Raw genomic sequence first — 22555 nt, forward strand, 5'->3', positions numbered from 1 at the left:
CGAGCGGTTGCTCTAAAACTCATCTTGTAGGCATCGTCAAGAAAAGAAAACAGAAAACTTGAAAACCTGTGGATAACTATGTTGACCCGTCACTAAAAGGACCTAGTTATCCACAGGCTAATGTAAAACCCCTAGTCGCCCGGCTAATCGCTCGGCTAATCGCTCGGCTAATCGCTCGGCTAATCGCTCGGCGCATCGCCAAGCCCATCGCCGAGCTAGTTGCCGCGGTTGTTCCTCCGGCTAAGCTCCGCCAGCATCTTGTTATATTCCTCCATATCCACGTCACCATCGACCTCTGCCTTGGCGTCATAGAACTTGGATTCAGCACGGTCTTCGCGCAGCCACTCAACAAAGAGCTTGCCAAAGACAATGACCAGCGGGAATTGCCCGAAGCCCCAGGCGATGCCACCGCCGACCTTTTGGTCCTGCATGAGGTCATGGTCCCAAGGGATTTCCAGAGAGAGGTAGTACTCCAGCCCCAAAATCTCATTGAGCTGCATGAGGTAAACACCCATGAACAGGTGAATCGGCATGGAGGCAAACAAAATGCCCAGGCGGATTAGGGTCTTGGAGCGCTTCGGAATTGGGTCTGGTCCCACCACTTCCCAGAAGTAGATGTAGCCGGAGATAAGGAATGCGAAGTTCATGAGCACGTGGCCGGCGTGTTCTGAGATTGCTAGTTGGTACAGGCCGAAGGACAAGTACAGCACGTAGAAGAAGAACAGGAACTGCAGCACGTTGACAATTGGGTTGGTGATAAAGCCCAGAATCTTGGACTTGGTCAGCGCCACGGCCCAGTCATGGATGGTGGGTTTGCCGGGGCGTCCGGATTCGAAGGCTTCCATAATCAATGTCAGCGGCGCGCCCAGCACCAGCATAAGTGGGATGACCATGGACAGCACCATGTGGCCGAGCATGTGCATGGAATAGGTCGCTGGGATGTACATGCCGGTGCCGGTGGACATGAAGACTGTCAGCCCCAGCGAGCCCAGCATCCACCATGTGGTGCGCCATCCAGACCACGCGAGGCCGCGGCGGCGAACATGCCACAGCGCGTAGGCGTAAAGCGCGGCGAGAATCAGTCCGATAGTGCCAAACATGACCTCGAAGCGGAATTGGGTGAGCATGTTGCCCCAGGATGGTGCTTCGCTGAGTTCAAAGCCCATGACAATCTGCATGGAGTTCAGGTTCGGGTCGCGCGGCGGTGGCGGCGGGGTGCGGCCCATGGTGATGGCCACACCAGCGGTGGTGGCCATGACAGCGACTTCGATGATGGCAACGCGCAGAAACAGCTGTGGTTTCTTCCCCAGTTGCGGGATGGTGATTTGGCGGTGGATAAAGCCGAAGAAGACCAGCAGCAGGGTCAGCGCGGTTTTCGCCACGATAATCAGGCCGTAGCGGGTGGTGAACCAATCGGAGAATTCAATACGAATAGCAGCGTTGACCAGGCCCGAGATGGTCATGGCACCGGCAGCAACCAGCGCGAGGGTGGAATAGCGGCGCACCGCCATGGTCATATCCGGGCCAAGCCGACGTCCGTGGGCGATGAGCCCCAAAATGCCGCCAATCCACAGCACCATAAACAGCAGGTGCCACAAGAATGAGTTGGTGCCGTAGTCATGGTCGCCGCCGGAGGCCGAGTGACCTTCCATGCCCAGCGGCACCACCATGAGAACAGACAGCACAAACAGCACCGGCTGCATGGTCCATTTATTGCTCACCAGCCCCAGCACGCCGACAGCAGCAGCCATCACGGCGGTCACCACCCAGACCTGGGCAGTAGCCACTTGGTCCAGTGCCATGGACATCATTTGAACGTTGAGCACCTGCGTCAGCGGGGTACCAGAAACATCCGACATAACCAGTGGGGCTTCAACCAGCGCAACCAGTGCAACACAGAAGGCGGCAAAGGAGCCAGTTCGCCTTGCGATGAACCCATCAACCGTCAACGTCGCCTCATTCAGCCGCGCATTATCTTTGTCCGGAACAACCGGATTGATAAAGAAGGCTGAGGTTAGAAATGACCCGACTGACAACGCCATGAGAATCCACGCAATGGCGCGGAAGAACGGAAGGCCGAAGGTGGTCAGCCGCCCGGGGTCAGGAATACCCAATGCCGCGAGGGAATCTGCGAGGAAGAAGAGCGAAATAAAGCCGCCGACAAGACCGGCAATGATCGCCGCGCCCACATAAATGGGCCAGGTGGAACGAACATTACTTTTTGGTGGTACGGCGGGGGGTGCCGGCGATTGCTGCGAGGTCATCGACATGGCCCTTAGTCTACTTCCGCCGCGTCAGGGCACATAAATGAATGCCTACGACTCGGTCACACCTTTCAGACACCCTGAATGACACCCGCTAGTTCAAGATTTGAGTGACCATAGGCTAAAATCTCCAACTGTTAATCCCCTATGATTTTGAGAGCTTATTCTAAAATCACGGGCATTAATTTTAGCCTCCATAGCTCAGCGGATTAGAGCAACGGGCTTCTACCCCGTGTGTCGCAGGTTCGAACCCTGCTGGGGGCACACAGTTCAGAGCACGTTTTTAGGCCTATTCAACAGGCTTAGATGCGTGTTCTGATCGTTTTTGGGCACCGGTCGGGCTCTAAGCTAGTTCACGGTTAAAGGATGCGATGAGCTCCAGCAGGGAGTTCCACGAAGCAGTTCCGGGGATGGTGGCCAGTCCGTGGACTGTGCCGGAGAACAAGTGCAACTCCGTATTGACGCCGTTGTCAATGAGACGGCGTGCCCAGTCGATTCCTTCATCGCGCAGCGGATCGGCTGGGTTGACCACCACCAGGGTCGGCGGCACGAGTACTTTATCGGCGGGAATGAGCTCGGCGAAAGAAGGCTTGCTGTCTGACAGATAGCCTGCCCAGGAGATCTTTGAGGAGCGGTGGAACCACGCGGGACCGGCCGCGTAGGTTTCCCAAGACGCCGTGTTCATGGCCGGATCCAGGCAAGGTTCCACGGCGATGAAAGAATTCACTTGCTTCCTAATTTTTGCAGACTTCTCTGGGGCAAAGTCTTCGAGACGTGCGAATACTTGAGCCAAAAGGCCTGCACCAGCGGAATCGCCATAGGTGATAATCGGTGAATCTGGGAAGCGCTCAACGGTGTCCACCAGTGCGGCGACGGTGTCAATCACCGCAGCCGGGTAAGGGTGTTCCGGGGCAAGGCGATATTCCGGGGAGACAACAACCACGGGATGAAACTCTTGCACGAGCGCTTCGTGGCGAACATCGTCATATTCTGGCTTGCCACCAACATAGCCACCACCGTGCACACTAAAGAACACCAGTTCAGGAGCAATCTCTCCACGCTGTAACTCATCGCGGGCTACCTGGCGCACCGTCACATCACCAGCTTTGATGGCGAACTCGGTGGCGCTGATACCAGGGAGAAAACCATAGGGCTGATTACGTGTGCGGGCAGACTCGCGCATAATCGGAATGTCCCACGTATCCTGCGGGGGCAGCGCTTCGGTGAGCAGCTTGTATTCCTCGCGGATAAAGGCGCTTACGCCTGGGGTGCTAGGTGTGTGGGGAAGGACGCGGTCTAAGAAGGCATCGACAGTAGCGAAAAACGCCTCTGGCTGATCACGGCGCACCGTGTGCGAAGCCCCACGAATAATCGCGCCTTCTACCTTCGGTGAGGAAAGTGCTTGGTTGAGCCGTGGGACATCGAAAAGCACATCTGCTCCGTCGCCGGTAACCAGCAGCGTCGGCATGGTGAGGTGAGGCAGAATATCTTCCTCATCCATGTGCGACGCTGCTGTACCGACCACCCCGGTTTCTACAAGACGGTAATCAACAAGTGCTTTTGCTTGTGCCCATCCGGTGTACTCGGCAGTAGACCACGCCGGATAATCAGGTCTTAATTCAGTTATAGCGGCTGCCGGATCGCTTCCCTGCTTACGCATGCGAGCGGCCAAGTTTGCTGCATCCTCGCGGTAAACCTGTGCCTGTGCGGCGGTGAGGATGGCGGGGTCTTCAAACACTAGGGCATCAACAAGTTGCGGATTGTGCTGCGCAACATAGGCAGCCACCGAACCGCCAAAGGAATGCCCCATGAGCACCACCGGCAATCCGCCGGGCGCGGCGGTGATGATCTGCTCGAGGTCCTGCGCAAAATACGCGGCAACCGCAGCAAAGGGATCCTCCAGCTGCTCATCTGTTAACCGCGGCGCGTGGCCATGGCCCAACAGGTCAACCAGGTAAATCCGGAACTCATCACCAAAGTGGGTGGCAATATCCGCCAAGCTGGCAGCGCTATCTCCCACTCCATGCGTGGCAATGATAGTCCCGCGAATAGCTGTGCCACCTGAAACCTGAAAGCTCATGACCGCGCCCGCTGTTCCTACTCCAACTCCACGCTGGCTGGGTGCAGCAATGATGGTGCCGCCCCCAACAGCGTGCGGGTGTATTCATCCCGCGGATTGCTCAGCAGGTCATCTGCTGGGCCTTCTTCCACAACCTTGCCGCCGTTCATGACCACCAAGCGGTCTGAAATATAGCGCACGGTTTGAATGTCGTGGGAGATAAACACCATGGAAAGCCCCAGGTCATTCTTCAGATCCATGAGCAGGTTCAGAATCTGCGCGCGAACGGAGACGTCCAGCGCTGAGGTTGGCTCATCCGCGATAATGACATCTGGGCTCAGCGTCAAAGCGCGGGCGATGGCCACGCGTTGACGCTGACCACCAGATAGCTGACCGGGCATGGCTTCCAACGCGGAGGTTGGCAGACCCACGCGCGAGATGAGTTCTTCCACGCGGTCTTCGCGCTCAGCTTTGGTGCCCACCTTGTGCATCTCCAGCGGGTCAATGAGCTGGTCATGCACGCTCATGCGCGCATTCAATGCGGTGGACGGGTCCTGGAAAATAACGGATACCACGCGGCCAATCCGGCGGCGGTCCGCGGCAGAACGCTTGGACACTTCCTGCCCGCGGAAGAATACTTGCCCCGCGGTTGGGACTTGCAGCCCACACATGACATTCGCGGTGGTGGACTTGCCGCAGCCCGACTCACCCACGATGCCGATGGTTTCACCAGGATTAACGGCAAGAGAGAGCCCCTGGACAGCGTGGACGTACTTCGGCTTGAACAAGCCACTGTTGCGGGCTCTAAAGCGCACTTCGATATCGCGCAGCTCAATGATGGGGCCTGCCGCGGTTGGATTGGTCTGATCCATGATTTACGCTCCTTCCTTGGTTGAGCCGGTTTCTTCCACTGGCGTGCCAGGAGAAATGACCCCGGTTTCGCGGTCTGGAATGGCTGCATAGGTGTGGCCGGTCTCAGGTGGGCCAACCTTCGTGCGTACCGGGGTGATGTCCTCGCCGTAGCCGGCGTGGGAGGAACGTGGCGCGAAGCGGTCACCTGCTGGGAAGTCACGTGGTGAAGGCACCACGCCAGGGATCTGGTGCAGGCGTCCGGATGAAGCCTCAATGGACAGCACCGCACCGAGCAGGCCACGGGTGTATTCGTGGACCGGGTTGGTCAAAAGCTCCACGGTTTGTGCTTGCTCTACCACCTGGCCGGCGTACATGACAGTGACCTTGTGGGCGACTTCTGCCACCAAAGCCAGGTCATGGGATACAAAGACCATGGCAAATCCGAGCTTGTCACGCAAGTCATTGAGCAGTTCAATAACCTGCTTCTGCACCGTGACGTCCAACGCAGTGGTTGGCTCATCCGCGATAACCAGCTTGGGGTCACGGGTTAGCGCCATCGCGATGAGCACACGCTGACGCTGACCACCAGAAAGCTCATGCGGGTAAGAGTCCAAGGTGCGCTTTGAATCCAGGCCGACTAGCTGCATCAGTTCCTCTGCGCTGCGGGTGCCGCCGCGGGAGGTCAGCTGCTTCATCTGCGCCTTGATCAGCATGCCCGGGTTCAAAGAGCTCAACGCGTCCTGGTAGACCATGGCCAGCTCGTGTCCAAGCAGCGCCTGGCGTTCCTTCTTCGGCATGGACAACAAGTCACGGCCTTCGTAGAGGGCCTCGCCGGTAACTTCGGCCTTCGGGTCAATCAGACCCATGATGGCGAAAGCGGTGATGGATTTACCACAGCCAGACTCGCCCACCAGCGCCATGGTTTCGCCCTTGCGCACGGTGAAACTGACGTTATCCACCACGTTGACATCACCATGGCGGGGGAACTTGATGCAGAGGTTTTTGACTTCCAAAAGCACCGGGGAATCATTCGGTGGTGCCTGGCGGTCATCACGAAGCCCTTCTACACGCTGCAAATCAGCAATGCGCTTATCCAGGCTCTCTTTCTGTGCTTCATGCGCAGCGACGGAGTCAGCGAGCAACTTGTCTTCTTCGCGCTCACCGTTCTTAGAAGGCTTGGTCTTGGCTGGGCCGGTTGGCGCAGCCACCATGGCATCAGTAATGCCTTCAGAAACAATGTTCAGACACAACACGGTCACCATGATCATCACGCCTGGGAACAGTGCCTGCCACCATTCGCCGCGCAGAACTCCCGGCTGGGCAGCGGACAAGATGTTGCCCCACGTAGCGATAGGCTCTTGCAGGCCCGCACCGATGAAGGTTAGGGAAGCTTCCAAGATGATGGCGTCCGCCACCAACAAAGTTGCAAACACCAGGACTGGTGCAGCGCAGTTGCGCATGACGTGGCGGGCCAGAATCCATGGCGCACGAGCGCCAGCAACAACAACAGCGTTGACGTAATCCTTGCCGTATTCACTCAGCACGTTTGCGCGAACAATACGAGTGAGCTGCGGGATGTAAACAAAGGCGATGGAACCAATAATCACCCAGATGAGAGACTCGGGGTTGGATGGGTCCCTGAAGACCACCACGGTTACCGCTGCCAGCGCGATGGCTGGAACGGACATGATGACGTCCATGATGCGCATGATGAGCTCATCCATGCCTTTGCGCGAAACGGCTGCGATGGAACCCAAAATGACAGCAATCGCGAGCGCAATACCGGTAGAAGCCAAACCAACCAGCAGTGAGTAGCGGCCCCCGTAGAGTAGGCGAGATAATACGTCACGGCCCAGGTGGTCAGTACCAAAGAGGTTTTCACCGGAAGGCTCAAGCCCCTTCATGGTGATCGCTTGCGGATCATGCGGCGCCAGCAGCGGCGCGAAAATCGCGCTGAGGGCAATGATGCCAAGGACGATGATCGATAGCTTTGAGCCGAAGCTCATGGCGTTCCACCGGCGGAAGCGAACCTTGCCCGCGTTATCTTCCATGGCTTGGAGTTTTTGCTTCTTAGAAGTCATGTTTTACACCGCCCGAATTCGAGGGTTAATCAGTACGTAGAGCACGTCAACGATGATGTTGACCAGGATGAAGGAAATCGCCACAACCAGTGCGGAGCCTTGGACAACACTGACCCAGGAGTTGGTGATGCCATCAATAAGCACACGCCCCATGCCCTGCAAGTTGAAGATGATCTCAATGACCACCGCGCCACCAATCAGGTAGCCAACGCGCAGACCCAGCACGGTGACTGGGGTAATTAGCGCGTTGCGCAAAACGTTGCGGGAGACAACCACGCTGCGCGGAATACCCGCACCGATAGCGGTTCGGACATAGTCAGAGTCCAGCTCTTCGACCATGGAGGTACGAACAATGCGGGTCATCTGACCAATCACTGGCACCCCTAGGGAGATAGCTGGAAGCAGCATGCGCTCAAACCAGCCGAGGGGGTCTTCGCTCAACTGCGGGAGGCCACCGGCGACAGGCAGCTTGCCGATGAATGCCATGACCAGCAAGATTGCCAACCAGAAGGATGGGGTTGCAATGAAGATCACGGAGAAGAATCGGATGACCTGGTCTGGCCAGCGGTTGCGGAACAGTGCCGCGATGATGCCCAGTGGGAAGGAAATCAGAATTGCAATGATCAAACCGAAGAAGGTCAGCTGCAAGGTAATTGGCAGTGCAGCGAAGACTTTGTCGGCCACCGACAGTCCTGCTTGGCCGTAGACGCCGAGGTCGCCTTGGACCATGCCGGCGATATAGGAACCGAACTGGACGTACCACGGATCATTAAGACCGTTGTTTTCGCGATACTGCGCGAGCGCCTCCGGTGTGGCAGATTCACCGAGCGCAGCATAGGCAGGGTCAATTGGTGACAGTGACATCAGCACAAATACCAGGAATGTCACCCCCAACACCATAATCGGCAGCAGCAAGAGGCGCCTACCGACGAGCCGGATGAGATTGTTCATAAGCTTTCCGAGTTCTTCTTCCTAAGATCGAATTAAAGGGCTAGGCCTATTTGCGCCTAGCCCCTTAAGATCAACGGTGTAAAGCGAGGACTGCGCTTTGCCTGATTATTCGTTCGAGGTCGCGTCCAGCAACTGCAAGCCAGTGGTGGAGATTGCCTTGAAGCCTTCAATCTTTTCTGGGTTGTATGCAGTCAGCAGGGTGCGGTGGAACAGTGGGTAGATAACCGCATTCTCAGCAATGATGTTCTGAGCGGTATCCCAGTTCTCTTGTGCCTCAGCAGATGGCTTCTTCACGCCTTCGGTGATGACGTTTTGCAGCTCATCGAATGCTTCCTGGTCAGATTCCTGCCAGAAGGAACGCTGCTGGGTCCACACGTTATCGCCGTACCACCAGTTCATCAGCAGAGCCGGGTCCTGGCCGAAAACCGATGGGTCACCAGGTGCCAGTGCTACGTCGAAGGATGGGTCTTCAACATCGAGGTAGTCGGAGTAGAGCGATGCCGAAGCCTGGGACTGAATGTTGACGGTGATGCCCACTGCCTCCAGGTCATTCTTGATCTGTGGCGATAGCTGCTCAATCCAGGTGTGATCAGTGGTCAGCAAGGTAACGGAGATATCTTCCGCACCGGCTTCTTCCAGCAGAGCCTGTGCTGCCTCTGGGTCGTAGCTCAGGTCAGTTTCGGCCTCGCTGTAGTTTGGGTGGCTTTCAGGCAAGAAGGAGGTTGCCTCCACTGCCTTGCCGGACATGTTGTTGTCCACCAGTTGCTGCTTGTTGATAGCGCGGTGGAATGCCTGGCGGACGCGCTCATCATTGAACGGTTCTTTCTCCGTGTTGAAGAGCAGGAATGGCAGATTGAAGCCGTCCTTTTCCTCAACGGTCATGCCAGCGCCTTCCAGAAGGGAGGCGTTGTCTGCGGAGACGTTTTCGATGATGTCAGCCGCACCGGACTGACCAGCGTTGGTACGTGCGGTGTCATCCACCAGAACGTCCCAGACCAACTTGCCGTTGGTGGCTTCCTTCTCACCGTTGTAGTTCTCATTTGGAACCGCAACTACCTGAGCGTCAGTAATGGACTCATACTTGTATGGGCCCGAGCCGATTGGCATGGAGGTCAGCTCATCATCGGAAGCGGATTCCGGAACAATCTTGACCACGGAGAGGCGCTCTTTGAGCAGCTCGAATGGGTACTGCAGCTTCAAGGTGACAGTGGTGTCATCCTTAGCTTCAACGGTGTCAATGAAGTCCACCATCGCAGCGTAGATGTTGCCCTCAGCCATTGCGCGGTCGAAGGAGGAAACCACGTCGGCGGAAGTTACGTCAGAGCCATCGGAGAACTTTGCGCCCTCACGGATGGAAATCTCGTACTCAGTGTCTGAGATTTCAGTTGGCTCATCTTCTGCTGCCAGAGCCTTGTATACGGAGTAATCCGAAAGGTCCTGCTCATATAGACCTTCAACCACGTGCCAGTTGGTGCCCATCGCCAAAGCGGATGAGGTGGAGGAAGGGTGATAGTTGGTGGTCGCGTATGCAACACCGGAAATGATGGTGCCAGCGCCATCGCCACCGGTGGCGCCGACTGCACCACCTGCTGCATCAGAAGTGTCATTAGAGCTTCCGCATGCCGTGATGAAGAGTGCGGCAGTGGCCAACACTGCGGTCAAAGCCTTCGCGCGGCGGTTTAGGTGTGCCATCTTGAATACCTTGTCTCTCTTGAGGGGGAGGAATATGGAAACAGGAATATGAGCGCAGGAACGCTTACATAAATCTGTACGCTGCGGGCCGTTAGTAAATTGGGTCCGAGAAGATCCCTAACGAATCGCTTATCAGACATCTTATAGGTTGCTTGGCTCACACTGTTAGCGATTGTGGTGCTAAATCTCCAAAACTATCCAGGAGCAGCACGGGACACGTCCACAATCCCGCCGTTCACACAGGTCAAACACACCACAACCGCACCCCACCCTTCAGACAAGTTCCACATTTTCCACTCGCCACCAACCCGCAAGAGTACCCCCAACAACCACCCCCACAAATTCCAAAAGCGGTGCGAATTCACTTTCAAATCTTCAGCAGGTTCACCCAATAAACCTGCAGCTCACCCTAGTTAAAATTAATTATCGGCAAAGCTTGGCGGGACCCCGTATCGCCTGCTATAATTTCAATTTCAACAGCTAAACCGCACTTGTCTGACATCAGTGTTCAAAGTCAAGTACATCGAGCAGTTCTTATCCGCCAGAGATTGAAGGCATAATGACTCAACCTAACTCCGCGGGCTCACTGGCAAATAGCTTTGCCCCTCTTCCGCCGCTTAACCGCACTGAGAGCGCCATCCAGGCCATCAAAAGCTACATTGTCAACCACAATTTAAAGCCCGGCGATCCTCTACCTTCTGAGCATCAACTGTGCCAGGAGCTGCAGGTTTCCCGCTCCGCTGTGCGTGAGGCTGTTGGCCAGCTCCAGGCACTGGATATTGTGCGCGTAGAACGCGGCAAGGGCAGCTTTGTGGGCGATATGTCCCTTGCTCCCCTAGCGGAGACCATCTTGCTGCGTGCTTCTTTGGAACCTAGCAGTCTCAACACCCTGCGTGATGTGGTGGAAGTTCGCAAGATGCTTGATATTGGCTCCGCCCCGGCAATCGTCAAAGCACTGACCGGCACCACCAATCCCGCGCTGCGCGCGTTGGTGACCACAATGGAGAACAAAGCTGAGGGCGGCGAGCCTTTCTTGGAAGAAGATAACGCCTTCCACCAGCAGCTTTACACCCACACCTCAGCTTTGCTTTCGCAGCTTGGAACCACCTTGTGGAGCATTCACATGCAAGCATTGCGCAGCGCCGAAGTCGGCACTGACAAATTAGATGACACTGCGCGTGCGCACCGCAAGATGCTCACCGCCGCCGAGAAGGGCGATTTGGACACGTACCTCGTGGCCATCGATGAACATTATGCCCCACTGCTAAGCTCCCTGGCTTAGGGCAGAATCTAGCACTACGTAGACATAAACGGCCCGCACTGAGCATTGCTTCAGTGCGGGCTTTGCTTTGGGAAAGTTCTTTCTAGAGCAGTTTTACAGACTCCAGAACAGAGCGGACTGCTTCGACGTTGTCGCCTTCTATGCGTGCAACTGGCAGCGGCATCTGATTGGTCTTAATAACGTTGAGCAGCTGCAAAGCGGTCTTGAATCCACCGATACCAGCACCAAAGCCGGAGACGCCGCTGGTGACGGTCACAATGTGCATCAGACGCGCGAGGCGATCTTGCTCAGCGCGAACGCCATTCCAATCGCCGCGCTGGAATGCATCCCACTGGCGAACATAAGCATCTGGGTCAACGTTACCGAGGCCTGGCACGCTGCCATCAGCGCTGGACAGGTAAGCGCCATCAACTACAACTTCGTGGCCAGTGAACAGACGCAGTGGGTGGCCAGCATCTTCATTTGCCTGAGCCAACCAGCGGAATGACACGTCATCACCGGAAGAGTCCTTAACACCAGCAATTACGCCTTCGGTACCAAGCTTCATCAGCAAATCAACCGGGAGCTTCACATTGACACAGACTGGGATGTCATAGGCAAACAGCGGCAAGTCGGTTGCGGCAGCGATTGCGCGGAAGTGTGCTTCGACAACTTCCATGCCTCCAAGCGCATAGAAAGGCGCAGTGGCAACCAAAGCGTCGACACCGGCTGCTTCAGCATCACGAACATGCTCCAGCACGCGTTCGGTCTGCATATCCACAACACCAGCGATGACCGGCAGGCGGCCATTGACAATACTCATGGTTGCTTCAAGAATTTCCTGACGACGCTCACGGGTGGAAAACGCAACCTCACCTGAGGATCCCAAGATGAAAAGGCCATGCACACCAGAAGCAATAAGACGCTCCACGTGTACTTCGTAGGATGCGCGGTCGAAGGTGCGGTCCTCGTTGAGCGGAACAATGACTGGTGGGACAACACCGGAAAGGTTTGCAATGGTCATGGGGATAACTCCTTTGAGTATTTAAATCAGAAATGAGTAGAAAGGAAATAGAGCATTCTGGAAGTAGCCAGCCTGCCTGCAATTCGGCAGCTGAATCAGCCAGCGGTTAAATCACCGAGGGTGCATTGCCCGCCCGGCAACGATGGACACTTCAGGAGTCGCATCACCACACTTGGCAAAGACAACCAGGTCAGCTTGGTCACCGACACGTAGCGTGCCGGTCTTGCCGGCGATCTTCGCTGCGTTGCCGGTGACAAACGCGCTGGCCTGCTCAATGGAAGCGCCACGGTTGACGCGTCTGGCAAATTGCTCCGCCAAAGTACTGGTACCACCGGCGATGGCACCACCATCGGTCAAACGCGCAACGCCACCCACAACGGTTACTCCCAAGGCACCAAGAACGTATTCGCCATCGGGCTTGCCGGCCGCGGCCATCGCATCAGTAATCGCAAATGCATTATGTGGTGCCGCGTTAAGGACCATGTCAACCGTGCCATCGTCCAAGTGCACGCCATCAGCAATGACTTCTAGTCCAATGTCGCGGTGGGCACCGGCGCTAATCAAGGCAGCGGCAGCACCGGGGTCACGGTGGTGAATCTGCGGCATGGCGTTGAACAAGTGCGTCGCGGTCACCGTCGCACCAATCGCGCGCCCGCGCTCAATCCCGTCGGCCATAGTGGCGAAGTCAGCATCGGTATGCCCCAGGGAGGCAACAATGCCGTGTTCCGCGCATAGTTTAAAAATCTCATCCGAGTTCGCCGTCTCCGGCGCGAAAGTAATGGACTTTAAATATCCCCGGCCAGCCGCGATAACCTCAGCAAACATGTGCGGGTCACCATCGATGATGTTGACCGGATTCTGTGCACCACACCGGCAGGCGGAAATGAAAGGGCCTTCCATGTGGATGCCATCGATAAGCCCTTGCTCTGCAAGCCCAGCCAAAAGCTCTGCCTGCGCAACGAGCTCCGCGCCCGGCGCGGACACCATCGATGCCCACAAGGTAGTGCTGCCACGCTCCCGGTGATACAAAGCTGCATCAGTGCATTCGCCTACCGTGCCGGTTGGAAATCCTCCGCCAGCACCACCGTGATTATGCAGGTCAATGAAGCCTGGCACAATAACCGGACCATCCCAGGACTCTGCAGAACCTTTGTCACCGTCGTCCGCAATGTTGGCAATAACGCCATCGCGCACTGTCACCGTGGCTGGACGCGGGGTTGTCTCACCGTCATAGAACAAGCCGGAGATGTCACCGGTGAACAATTCTGCCGGTGTCGAGCTTGGTGGTTGCACCGTCATAGCCTGTTTATCCTCATCTTTTTTAGCCAACGCGCTTCACGCCCGCCGCCAACCTGTATGATGTCTTATAAGTAATGTAGCTCATAGTAGCAAAGTGGAGACTCCATGCCTAGCTTTTGCACAATCGCACTTGATATCGGCGGCACAAAGATTGCCTATGGTCTCATCCCCGACTCATCCCCGACCACAGTTCTCGCCTCGGGCCGCATTCCCACGCAGCCCGCTGATTCCACTGCACAGCAGCAAGTACAGCTGGCACTGCGCACGGCGTTAGAATCTGCTGCGGCGGAGGGATTACAACCAGTGCGCGTGGGTATCGGTGCCCCCGGTGTGGTGGATACCGCAACGGGTTTAGTCACCTATGCCGGGCCCACCATGGCTGGTTGGCAAGGCACAGACTTATACGCATTGGTACAGCAGGCAACGGGTCTTCCCGGTATTGCCACCAATGACGTCCGTGCACTGGGGCTGGGCGAATACACCCACGGCGGGCACGATGGTTTTTCCCGGGTGCTGTTTATCTCCATCGGCACGGGCCTAGGCGGTGCCGTGATTGATCGACGCACGCTGCTGGATTCCCCGCGCGCAACGGCCGGTGAATTTTCGGAACTTGTCGCCGCTGATGTCTTCGGCTACGCCCAGCGGGCTGAGACCATCGCCTCCGGTTCGGGCCTGACCATCTACTACAACGATGTCGCTGCGGGCCATGTCCCAAACGTCGGCGAGATTACGTGGCGCGATTTGCAGCCAACGGATATTCGCTTGGAAGATGTCGCGGCAAACGATGAACACTTCACCAAGATTCTTCAGGGCAACCTGACCGGACTGGGGCGAACCCTAGGCGCGATTGTGACTGCTTTTGATGTTGATGCACTGATCATCGGCGGTGGCATGGCCGCGCTCGGGGAAAGAGTTCTCACCCCTATCCGGGAAGGCCTCACGGTGGGAGCACTTGCCCCGAATCAGTCCACCCCGGTAGTCCGGGCGAATCTGGGTGACAATGCCCCGCTAATCGGTGCGGGCGTACTTGCCACGACGAACCTGGATTGAATCTTTGCAACAGTCGGCCATAGAGAACCAGAAACTATAAGAAACAATAAGGAAGAGAAGCCATGCAGATTACTTTCGAAGAACTTCGCCCACTGATTGAGGGACAGGTTATTGTCTCTGCCCAGGCACCAGACGGACATGCATTGCGCGATACTCACGCGCTCACCGCTATCGCGCGTGCTTGTGTGGATGGCGGGTCGCCGGCTATTCGCTGTGGTGGCTACGGCGGCGTGGAAGATATCGCGTCCATCAGCAATGCCGTTGACGTGCCAGTATTTGGCCTGACCAAAGAAGGCACCACGGGTGTGTATATCACTCCCACCAAGGAATCTGTGCGCGCGGTAGCGAAAGCTGGCGCTGCTGTTGTCTGCGCGGATGCCACGTTCCGTGAGCGCCCAGATGGCTGCACCGTGGCTGAGCTCATTGAGGTCGCTCATGAAGAAGGACTGATGTTCATGGCAGATTGCGCGACCCCCGAGCAAGCAAAGTCTGCGGCCGATGCCGGCGCGGACATCGTGTCCACCACCTTGGCTGGATACACCGAGGACCGCCCGAAGACGGACGGTCCTGATTTTGAGTGCCTTGCGCAGGCACGTGAGTTGATTGGCCCTGACGTATTCCTCATCGGCGAGGGCCGTTTCGCATCACCAGCGGATGCGCAGCGTGGCCTGAATTTGGGAGCCAACGCCATTATCATCGGCACCGCTATTACTGATCCAGGCTGGATAACCGCCCAATTTAAGGCCGCAATCCAGTCACGCTAACCAGATCTATCCAGGTCTAGCCAGTTGGTTGCTTAAACGCGCACCATCGCTGGGTAGTCGGTGTAGCCCTTGGCGCCGCCGACGTAGAAGGTGTCCATGTCAGGCTCGTTGAGCTCAGCACCGGTTTCCCAGCGCTCAACCAAGTCAGGGTTAGCAATGAGCATGCGGCCCACCACAGCAGCGTCAGCGCCCAGGTTATCCACGATGTACTTAGCTTCATCCAGCTGGGTCACCACGGCGAAACCGGAGTTAAGCAGCAACGGCCAGCCGTGGTCCTGCTGGATTTGGCGGCGTAGTTCAGTTACGACTTCGCCTTCAGGGTCATTGGCTAAAACTGAGATGTACGCCAGCTTCAGGTCAGAGACTGCCTCAAACAGCGCTTGGTAGGTAGCGATGGTCTCCTGCACATCAGTTTCAGCAATGCCCTGAATGTTGTGCTGTGGGGAAATGCGTAATGCGGTGCGCTCAGCACCGATCTCCTCGGCCACTGCGCGAATTACTTCTGCCACAAGTCGTGCGCGGTTTTCTGGGCTACCGCCGTACTGGTCCTCACGGATGTTGGAGTTCGGCGCCAGGAACTCATGCAGCAGATAGCTGTTAGCGCCGTGGATTTCCACGCCGTCCAGACCAGCGTCCACTGCCCGGCGCGCGGCCTCGCGGAATTCGTCCACGATTCCAGGAATCTCTTCCGGGGTCAGTGCTTCCGGCACTACGCCTTCGGTCTTGCCGCTAAAGCCACGCACGTCACCGCCGGTTGGCAGTGCGCTTGGCGCCTTGACTGGCGCATCGCGCAAAAGGTCCGGGTGGGAGGTGCGCCCACCGTGCATAACCTGGGCAAAGATTACGCCGCCGCGGGCATGGACGGCCTCAGCAACAGGCTTCCAGGCTTCAGTGTGTCCATCGGTCGCAAGTCCTGCCTGGCCTGGGAAGGAACGGCTGCTGTAGGCCGGAAAGACACCTTCGGTGACTACCAGACCAGCGGTGGCACGCTGGGAGTAGTACTCCACGTGCAGCTTCGTGGGCGTTCCATCTTCGCCAGCGCGCTGGCGGGTCAACGGCGCCATGGTGACGCGGTTCGCCAACGTGTGCTTTCCAATCTGCACGGGTTCAAAAAGCTTGGTCATTATTTCCTCCTGGCTGAAATTAGTACACCCGCTTCAACCCACGCCCCCTGCGCTATATTCCAGAAGAAACTAATTCCTCCGTAGTCTCCTTGCTCACAGGGCGTTTCACCAACTCCTCCGCCGTAATGGTGAAGTAGATTTGGAACCTACAAACAAACGCGGAGTTAGCTTTAAATTCTCATTGCCTGAAGTGAAAGGATTTCCACCCACCATGGCACTTCCCTCCCCCGCTAAAGATTCCTACGCTCTCATCACGGGCGCTAGCCAGGGAATCGGTGAAGCTATGGCGCGCGATCTTGCCAAGCTGGGCCACAATGTCATTCTCGTTGCCCGCAGACAAGAGGTTTTGCAGTCGCTTGCCGACGAGCTCGTGGGCAACCACGGCATCGACGCCTTAAGCTGGCCAGCGGACCTGTCCAAGAAGGAAGATGTGGACGAGGTCATTTCTAAGATGGCTAAGACCAGGATCCACGTCATTATTAATTCCGCCGGCATCGCCAGCTTCGGCAGTTTCATGGAGCAGGACTGGGAGTATGAAACCAACCAGTTCCAGCTCAACGCCACGGCCGTACACCGCTTGACCCGAGCCGCGCTGGAGCAGATGCTGCCCCGACACTCCGGCGCTATTTGTAACGTTGGCTCCGCCGCCGGCAACGTCCCAATTCCTTATAACGCCACCTATGTCTTCACCAAGGCCGGCGTCAACGCATTTACCGAAGCCCTGCACTACGAACTTAAAAAGACCGGCGTCACCTGCACCCTGCTAGCACCCGGCCCCGTGCGCGCCGCAGTCATACCCGAATCCGAGCAGTCCATCGTGGACAAAGTCGTTCCCGACTTCCTTTGGACCACCTACGAATCCTGCTCTGAAGAAACCCTCAACGCCATGGCCAAGAATCAACGCCGCGTCGTGCCGGGCCCACTCTCCAAAGCCATGAACACGCTTTCCCAAATCCTGCCCACCCCAGTCACCGCACCACTGATTGGGAAGTTCTATTCCAAGATGGGGTGAAAAGCTTCGCGCGCTCGCTTTTCACGAGATTAGGCGGAGAGTTTTCACCAGAAAGTGAAAGCATGCAAAAGGCTCGTTATGAATCAACGTTCATAACGAGCCTTCTGGTTTCAGCGGGTTTGCTAGTCACCCAGCTTACTAGCTACTCATTAACTGGAGCGGTGGTTGGGTTAGCTGGAGCGTTGCCGTACAGCTCTGGCTTTTGCAGCTTGCGCTGCTCCCAGAAGGTAGCGTTCTTGATACCAAGAGCTTCTGGATCGAACTGTGGATCCTTGCCAGCCTTCTTCTGCTCGTAGTAGTCCTTCATAGCCTTGAGAGCTGGGACCTGGAGGAACAGAATACCGATGATGTTAAGCCATGCGGTCGCACCCACGCCGATGTCGCCCAGTGCCCAAGCAGCACCAGAAGCAGAGGTTGCGCCAACAATAACGGAGATAATAACCAGAACACGCAGTCCCCAGATGATGCCGCGACGAACGGTGGAGTTTGGAATCCAGCGGTTGAAGTACGCCAGGTTGGTCTCAGCCATGTAGTAGTAGGCCAGAACCGTGGTGAAGGCGAAGAACATAATTGCCAGCGCCACGAAGCTTGGACCGAAGCCGGAGAAGTGAACATCCATGCCCCCCTGGACGAAGCCAGGACCAACAGCGGTGTCGGACGGAAGTAATGGACCTTCGTATACTACGGCCCCGTCTTCGGATCCGCCCTCGAACACGCGGTACATGTCGGTGGAGATGATGATGAATGCGGTTGCGGAGCACACGAACAGGGTGTCAACGTAGACAGCGAATGCCTGAACAAAGCCCTGCTTTGCTGGGTGGGAAACCTCAGCCGCAGCAGCGTGCTGTGGGCCGGTACCCTGGCCAGATTCGTTGGAGTAGATACCACGACGAACGCCCCACATGATTGCAACACCAAGCATGCCGGCGAAACCAGCGTTGAGGTTAAATGCAGAGGTGAAGATGAGACTGAATACCTCAGGAATGTCCTGGTAATTGATGAACAGGATGATGATGGCGATGATGATGTAGATAACCGCCATGAACGGAACAACCATGGACGCGAAGGATGCAATTCGCTTCACGCCACCGATAACGATGACAGCCAGAACAACAGCCAGAACGACACCGGTGATGGTGGTAGATACACCCCATGCATTTTCAACAGCGTTGGAAACGCCGTTTGCCTGGATGCCTGGCAGGAAGTAAGCGGTTGCCAGAATCATTGCGACTGCGAAGACAATGCCGTAGATAAGCATGAATGGAGCAGCCTTGGTGTGCGCGTATGCCTTTTCGATGTAGTACGCAGGGCCACCACGGTACTCACCGGTGTCCTTGTCCTGCTCTTTGTAAATCTGAGCAAGAGTACATTCGACGAATGAGGTTGCGGAGCCGAGCAGTGCCACGGTCCACATCCAGAAGACAGCGCCTGGGCCGCCGAAAGCAATTGCGGTGGCAACACCAGCGATGTTGCCAACACCAACGCGTCCGGCCAGGGACATCATCAGGGATTCGAAGGAAGACACGCCGTTTTCAGACTTTTCGCCGCGGACAAGCTGCTTGAGCATGTCTGGAATGCCGCGAATCTGGATGAACTTGGTGACAATGGTGAAGTAGACGCCGGCCGCCAGGCACAGGAAAACCAATGCTGGTGACCAGATAACGCCGTTTAGCCAATCTAAGAAGGCTGCCATGTGGGCTCCTTTTGTTTGAGATTATTCGCACACACCCAACGCGAAGGTTCGTGTCAGATGAGGAGAATTCTGCCCTAATTCCCTCGCGAAAGTGAAGTTAATCACCACTTTTATTGTAAAATTATTTTGGTCACTGTTTCTATCGATCTATAGAATTAGTGTCCACCTGCATTATCAGGCAAAGTTTCGCCCTTGTCAACGTTTTATTAACCACCCCTATCCGGGGGCTGGAAATTCCAAGAAACAGCAGGGGTTAAGATGATTGCTATGTCTTCTACGCACACTCCCGCGAAACATGACCGCCTCGTATGGATTGACCTTGAAATGACAGGCCTCGATCCAAAGCGCCATGTCATTGTGGAAATCGCCGCGATCATCACGGATGCCGATCTCAATATCGTCGGCGAAGGGCTCGACATTGTCGTTCACGCCACTGAGAAAGAGCTGGCAGAAATGGATGATTTCGTCACCAATATGCACAACTCATCGGGGCTCACCGAGGAGATCAAGGCCGCAACAACATCGCTAGCCGATGCCGAATCAGCAGTACTCTCCCTTATTGAAGAACATTGCGATCCGGAACACCCAGCACCGCTAGCAGGCAACTCCATTGCCACTGACCGCACCTTCATCCGCGAATACATGCCTCGCCTGGACGCAGCCCTGCATTACCGCATGGTGGATGTCTCCACCATCAAGGAACTTGCACGCCGCTGGCACCCACGCGCATACTTCAACCAACCCGAGAAGGGCATGGCCCACCGCGCACTCGCCGACATCGTGGAATCCATCCGCGAATTGGACTACTACCGCCGCTCCGTATTCCGCTCAGATGAAGGCCCAACCTCCACTGAAGCAACCGAAGCAGCGAAGAAGTCAAACGCTTCTTACCAGGCGTTTTTGTAAATTCGCATTAGTGGGTTAATCTTTAATACGCTGCTTTAGAGCGGCAATGGTGGCTGTAGTTCAGCTGGTAGAGCACCAGGTTGTGATCCTGGGTGTCGCGGGTTCGAGCCCCGTCAGCCACCCCAAAGAAATAAAGGGTCAGGGCACGTTTCCACAAGAAATCGGTGTCCTGACCCTTTTCGTGGTCACCTATTGATCACAGCCTTATGAAAACAGGGCGGGCATTTTAGCCGTAAACGTCTCATAGTCATCTGAGAATGGGTGCCCGTGCCGGTCAGTCGTAAATGCTGCTGAATGGTGGCCGAGCGCCGCTTGAATCGCTTTTATCAACGCGCATTGCGGGGACCTAGTGGCGTATTGCTCGCAGTGATAATCACCAGCACTTTCGATTTTTGCCGTCAATGAATTTGGAAGGGGCAAATCCAATAGAGTGGTATTCGTGAGCAACAAGTGTTCAGCCCCATGGACTCAACGATTCTACTGAGTACACAGCGGCACTACTTCACCTCGACCTTTGGCCATAGGTACAGTGAGGAATGAGCACGACCACCATCCGCGCTGCTCAACAATTTCGCGAACTTGGGACCATTTGTTGGCATCCAGGTTCGGAGTACGTGACAGTACAAATCCGGATCGACGCTGCGGGTCTCCCACAATCGCCAAGGAGTAGTCAGAATCCAGGTAGGTTACCCGGTAGTTCACAGGACCATTTGGGTCCTGGTATGGAATGCCTGAGAAATTAACCCTCAGTGAAGCATCGGAACGAACTGAAGCGGTGCCTTCAATACTGGAATCTGGGCCAACTAGGGTCCCACAGGAGTTCTTGACCGAAATCTTGGTGTCACCAATAACCTTGTATTCAGCTTTAGTGTCATGCGCACACTGCAAGCTAAAAGGCTGAGGAACGGCAGCTACTTGGTACCAGGTTCCCTGATAGCGCTCAAGGTCTACCGGTTCAGAGGTCTCTGGGAGTTCATTGCCTGAGGTCGATGATCCCTGAGGAACAAGCTGGGAAGATGCACCACCTAATCGGCCGCCATCAAACACGTCTGCGGCAGCAACCGCAGGTGTCAACCCGCCTATTCCTACTGCCAATGCAGCTAGTACTGTAACGATTCTGCGCCTCATGTTTCCTCCAAGGAGTGTCGGCCAGCCCGGGTTTGAACTGTAGTTTTCAGGTTATAGCAATATCTGCAACGCTGAAATGGCTTGGGAAAGTTACTTCTCCCAGAAAGTGGATCCCCAAAGAAGCTCTAGGGAAACTATGCTCGTGAAATGAAAATTGATGGTGAAGCGTGGCTAACATTCGATGTCCAAGCCAACGACAATAGTTGCACTTATACCCAGCGAGCTTCCTATTCACCAACTGGCTTATCAGGAAGAATATACTGGCGGTCAATGGCACCATTCCATGCATTCATTTTTCCCGCAATGATGCGCAGCATTCTCAACACCGCAGAAAAATCTGCACACGACGGTAGGAAATAGATGCGAAGAACCGATTTAGCTCTGGATGCCCTGCAAGTCTTCAAGACGGCCATTGCCACCACAGGCACCTGGTGGATTTGTGTAAACCTTTTAGATTCACAGATGCCCTTCTTGGCACCATGGATCGCATTCCTTGTATTGCAACCGACCGTCTCTGGTTCTATCACCAGTGGGTTTCAAACGGTCATTGCATCGGGGTTAGGAGTCCTTCTCTCCTCTGCGATTGGAACATATATAGGTGTCGAGGTATGGAGCTATGCATTGGCATTAGTACTGGGAATGCTGGGCTCACGGATCCCAGGGCTACGGCAAGAAGGTGCGACTATTGCCACCACCGCGGTATTTCTTCTTTCCACTGGGTTTACCGAAGATGGCCCGGCATTGCTCGACCGCATGTTAGAAATCAGCATCGGAGTGGTCATTGGTGTCGGGGTCAACCTACTTATCGTTCCTCCCCTTCGAGAAAAACAAGCCGCACAAACCGTGGAATCCCTCCGGATTCGTATGGGCGAGATAATGGCCGAAATCAGCGATGATTTCAAGGAAGAATGGGACCGCGACAAAGCACTGGAATCTTCAAAAGCTATCCAGCAATTACGTAATGATTTGGACCAGTCCTGGTCAACCGTTCAGTTTGCAAGAAACAGCAGACGACGAAATCCACGTCTACTATTCCAAGGAAGCAGCAGTGAGAAATACGAACAGGTTTTAACCGGACTCGATGAGACCGTCGCACACCTTCGTAACCTCACACGCACGTTGGAAACTACAAGTTCTTCAGAATCACCCAGAGAACAGCGTTTCCGTGAGCGCTGGTCAGCGATCCTCAAAACGATTGCTATGCGAATCAGTGATCCCAATGCAGATGTCGAACCCTCTGTTGACCAATTGGACCGACTGGCGCCAGAAATGGTGGCAGAAAATCAGCTTTCTGAAACAAGCTGGCCACTTTATGGTGCGCTTATTTCTTCCACTCGCAATATTTCCGTACTCATCGATCAGATGTCAACTGCGACAGAAGAGCAGCGTACTTAA

Annotated in this window: 18 protein-coding genes and 2 tRNA genes; 9 read left to right on the forward strand and 11 right to left on the reverse strand. The window is 55.7% G+C overall.

Features of this window, described 5'->3' with window-relative positions; translation table 11 throughout:
- Positions 1-215: 215 nt before the first annotated feature.
- Complete coding sequence (locus tag CCASEI_RS11115; RefSeq protein ID WP_025388015.1) at positions 216-2270, reverse strand: bifunctional copper resistance protein CopD/cytochrome c oxidase assembly protein; 2055 nt, start codon at positions 2268-2270, stop codon at positions 216-218.
- Positions 2271-2454: 184 nt separating this feature from the next.
- On the opposite strand from CCASEI_RS11115, the gene CCASEI_RS11120 reads away from it, so the two are divergent.
- Positions 2455-2528, forward strand: a tRNA-Arg gene (locus CCASEI_RS11120).
- A gap of 79 nt (positions 2529-2607) precedes the next feature.
- On the opposite strand, the gene CCASEI_RS11125 is transcribed toward CCASEI_RS11120, so the two are convergent.
- The 5 genes from CCASEI_RS11125 to CCASEI_RS11145 form a co-directional block, all read right to left on the reverse strand.
- Positions 2608-4344: an alpha/beta hydrolase gene (locus CCASEI_RS11125; RefSeq protein ID WP_025388016.1), complete on the reverse strand. Its 1737-nt coding sequence runs from the start codon at positions 4342-4344 to the stop codon at positions 2608-2610.
- A gap of 17 nt (positions 4345-4361) precedes the next feature.
- Complete coding sequence (locus tag CCASEI_RS11130) at positions 4362-5195, reverse strand: ABC transporter ATP-binding protein (RefSeq protein WP_025388017.1); 834 nt, start codon at positions 5193-5195, stop codon at positions 4362-4364.
- A 3-nt stretch (positions 5196-5198) separates the two neighbouring features.
- Entirely contained in the window at positions 5199-7256 is a 2058-nt protein-coding gene (locus CCASEI_RS11135) for a dipeptide/oligopeptide/nickel ABC transporter permease/ATP-binding protein (protein ID WP_025388018.1), read from the reverse strand.
- A 3-nt stretch (positions 7257-7259) separates the two neighbouring features.
- Positions 7260-8207 carry an ABC transporter permease gene (locus tag CCASEI_RS11140; protein WP_006821917.1) on the reverse strand — a complete coding sequence of 316 codons (948 nt, stop codon included), beginning with the start codon at positions 8205-8207 and terminating at the stop codon, positions 7260-7262.
- Between the two features lie 105 nt (positions 8208-8312).
- On the reverse strand, positions 8313-9899 hold the full coding sequence (locus CCASEI_RS11145; protein WP_006821916.1) for an ABC transporter substrate-binding protein: 1587 nt from the start codon (positions 9897-9899) through the stop codon (positions 8313-8315).
- A gap of 559 nt (positions 9900-10458) precedes the next feature.
- On the opposite strand from CCASEI_RS11145, the gene CCASEI_RS11150 reads away from it, so the two are divergent.
- Entirely contained in the window at positions 10459-11181 is a 723-nt protein-coding gene (locus CCASEI_RS11150; RefSeq protein ID WP_006821915.1) for a FadR/GntR family transcriptional regulator, read from the forward strand.
- Between the two features lie 82 nt (positions 11182-11263).
- On the opposite strand, the gene CCASEI_RS11155 is transcribed toward CCASEI_RS11150, so the two are convergent.
- Together CCASEI_RS11155 and CCASEI_RS11160 are read right to left on the reverse strand one after the other, a co-directional pair.
- Entirely contained in the window at positions 11264-12184 is a 921-nt protein-coding gene (locus CCASEI_RS11155; protein WP_025388021.1) for a dihydrodipicolinate synthase family protein, read from the reverse strand.
- 111 nt (positions 12185-12295) lie between these two features.
- On the reverse strand, positions 12296-13483 hold the full coding sequence (locus CCASEI_RS11160; protein WP_025388022.1) for an N-acetylglucosamine-6-phosphate deacetylase: 1188 nt from the start codon (positions 13481-13483) through the stop codon (positions 12296-12298).
- Positions 13484-13588: 105 nt separating this feature from the next.
- On the opposite strand from CCASEI_RS11160, the gene CCASEI_RS11165 reads away from it, so the two are divergent.
- Positions 13589-14533, forward strand: a complete 945-nt coding sequence (locus CCASEI_RS11165) for an ROK family protein (RefSeq protein ID WP_006821912.1) — start codon at positions 13589-13591, stop codon at positions 14531-14533.
- Positions 14534-14595: 62 nt separating this feature from the next.
- On the forward strand, positions 14596-15297 hold the full coding sequence (locus CCASEI_RS11170) for a putative N-acetylmannosamine-6-phosphate 2-epimerase (protein ID WP_006821911.1): 702 nt from the start codon (positions 14596-14598) through the stop codon (positions 15295-15297).
- Between the two features lie 32 nt (positions 15298-15329).
- On the opposite strand, the gene CCASEI_RS11175 is transcribed toward CCASEI_RS11170, so the two are convergent.
- On the reverse strand, positions 15330-16421 hold the full coding sequence (locus CCASEI_RS11175) for an alkene reductase (RefSeq protein ID WP_006821910.1): 1092 nt from the start codon (positions 16419-16421) through the stop codon (positions 15330-15332).
- 211 nt (positions 16422-16632) lie between these two features.
- On the opposite strand from CCASEI_RS11175, the gene cmrA reads away from it, so the two are divergent.
- Positions 16633-17433: a mycolate reductase gene (gene cmrA / locus CCASEI_RS11180; protein WP_006821909.1), complete on the forward strand. Its 801-nt coding sequence runs from the start codon at positions 16633-16635 to the stop codon at positions 17431-17433.
- Between the two features lie 142 nt (positions 17434-17575).
- On the opposite strand, the gene CCASEI_RS11185 is transcribed toward cmrA, so the two are convergent.
- A complete protein-coding gene (locus CCASEI_RS11185; RefSeq protein ID WP_025388023.1) occupies positions 17576-19126 on the reverse strand; it encodes an alanine/glycine:cation symporter family protein in 1551 nt (516 codons plus the stop codon).
- Between the two features lie 258 nt (positions 19127-19384).
- Between CCASEI_RS11185 and orn the strand changes: the two genes are divergently transcribed.
- Both orn and CCASEI_RS11195 read left to right on the forward strand, forming a co-directional pair.
- Positions 19385-20032, forward strand: coding sequence for an oligoribonuclease (gene orn, locus CCASEI_RS11190; protein WP_025388024.1), 648 nt, complete (start codon positions 19385-19387; stop codon positions 20030-20032).
- 49 nt (positions 20033-20081) lie between these two features.
- Positions 20082-20157, forward strand: a tRNA-His gene (locus CCASEI_RS11195).
- A 352-nt stretch (positions 20158-20509) separates the two neighbouring features.
- Here CCASEI_RS11195 and CCASEI_RS11200 read toward each other — a convergent pair.
- Positions 20510-21160 (reverse strand): lipocalin family protein, encoded by a 651-nt coding sequence (locus CCASEI_RS11200; RefSeq protein WP_006821906.1) that lies wholly within the window; start codon positions 21158-21160, stop codon positions 20510-20512.
- Between the two features lie 147 nt (positions 21161-21307).
- On the opposite strand from CCASEI_RS11200, the gene CCASEI_RS14825 reads away from it, so the two are divergent.
- A complete protein-coding gene (locus tag CCASEI_RS14825; RefSeq protein ID WP_081748493.1) occupies positions 21308-21520 on the forward strand; it encodes a DUF2867 domain-containing protein in 213 nt (70 codons plus the stop codon).
- Positions 21521-22555, forward strand: a complete 1035-nt coding sequence (locus CCASEI_RS11205) for an FUSC family protein (protein ID WP_006821903.1) — start codon at positions 21521-21523, stop codon at positions 22553-22555.

Origin of the sequence: Corynebacterium casei LMG S-19264 (assembly GCF_000550785.1) — a bacterium.
In the GTDB taxonomy this organism is placed as follows: Bacteria; Actinomycetota; Actinomycetes; order Mycobacteriales; family Mycobacteriaceae; genus Corynebacterium; species Corynebacterium casei.

What these genes read in the sequence shown, in the direction of transcription:
- CCASEI_RS11200 (WP_006821906.1), bottom strand. Translation starts at nt 21,160, where the DNA reads ATGAGGCGCAGAATCGTTACAGTACTAGCTGCATTGGCAGTAGGAATA.
- CCASEI_RS11130 (WP_025388017.1), bottom strand. Translation starts at nt 5,195, where the DNA reads ATGGATCAGACCAATCCAACCGCGGCAGGCCCCATCATTGAGCTGCGC.
- CCASEI_RS11115 (WP_025388015.1), bottom strand. Translation starts at nt 2,270, where the DNA reads ATGTCGATGACCTCGCAGCAATCGCCGGCACCCCCCGCCGTACCACCA.
- CCASEI_RS11160 (WP_025388022.1), bottom strand. Translation starts at nt 13,483, where the DNA reads ATGACGGTGCAACCACCAAGCTCGACACCGGCAGAATTGTTCACCGGT.
- CCASEI_RS11185 (WP_025388023.1), bottom strand. Translation starts at nt 19,126, where the DNA reads ATGGCAGCCTTCTTAGATTGGCTAAACGGCGTTATCTGGTCACCAGCA.
- CCASEI_RS11165 (WP_006821912.1), top strand. Translation starts at nt 13,589, where the DNA reads ATGCCTAGCTTTTGCACAATCGCACTTGATATCGGCGGCACAAAGATT.
- CCASEI_RS11125 (WP_025388016.1), bottom strand. Translation starts at nt 4,344, where the DNA reads ATGAGCTTTCAGGTTTCAGGTGGCACAGCTATTCGCGGGACTATCATT.
- CCASEI_RS11175 (WP_006821910.1), bottom strand. Translation starts at nt 16,421, where the DNA reads ATGACCAAGCTTTTTGAACCCGTGCAGATTGGAAAGCACACGTTGGCG.
- CCASEI_RS11170 (WP_006821911.1), top strand. Translation starts at nt 14,596, where the DNA reads ATGCAGATTACTTTCGAAGAACTTCGCCCACTGATTGAGGGACAGGTT.
- CCASEI_RS14825 (WP_081748493.1), top strand. Translation starts at nt 21,308, where the DNA reads ATGAAAATTGATGGTGAAGCGTGGCTAACATTCGATGTCCAAGCCAAC.
- CCASEI_RS11140 (WP_006821917.1), bottom strand. Translation starts at nt 8,207, where the DNA reads ATGAACAATCTCATCCGGCTCGTCGGTAGGCGCCTCTTGCTGCTGCCG.
- CCASEI_RS11145 (WP_006821916.1), bottom strand. Translation starts at nt 9,899, where the DNA reads ATGGCACACCTAAACCGCCGCGCGAAGGCTTTGACCGCAGTGTTGGCC.
- CCASEI_RS11135 (WP_025388018.1), bottom strand. Translation starts at nt 7,256, where the DNA reads ATGACTTCTAAGAAGCAAAAACTCCAAGCCATGGAAGATAACGCGGGC.
- CCASEI_RS11150 (WP_006821915.1), top strand. Translation starts at nt 10,459, where the DNA reads ATGACTCAACCTAACTCCGCGGGCTCACTGGCAAATAGCTTTGCCCCT.
- cmrA (WP_006821909.1), top strand. Translation starts at nt 16,633, where the DNA reads ATGGCACTTCCCTCCCCCGCTAAAGATTCCTACGCTCTCATCACGGGC.
- CCASEI_RS11155 (WP_025388021.1), bottom strand. Translation starts at nt 12,184, where the DNA reads ATGACCATTGCAAACCTTTCCGGTGTTGTCCCACCAGTCATTGTTCCG.
- CCASEI_RS11205 (WP_006821903.1), top strand. Translation starts at nt 21,521, where the DNA reads ATGCGAAGAACCGATTTAGCTCTGGATGCCCTGCAAGTCTTCAAGACG.
- orn (WP_025388024.1), top strand. Translation starts at nt 19,385, where the DNA reads ATGATTGCTATGTCTTCTACGCACACTCCCGCGAAACATGACCGCCTC.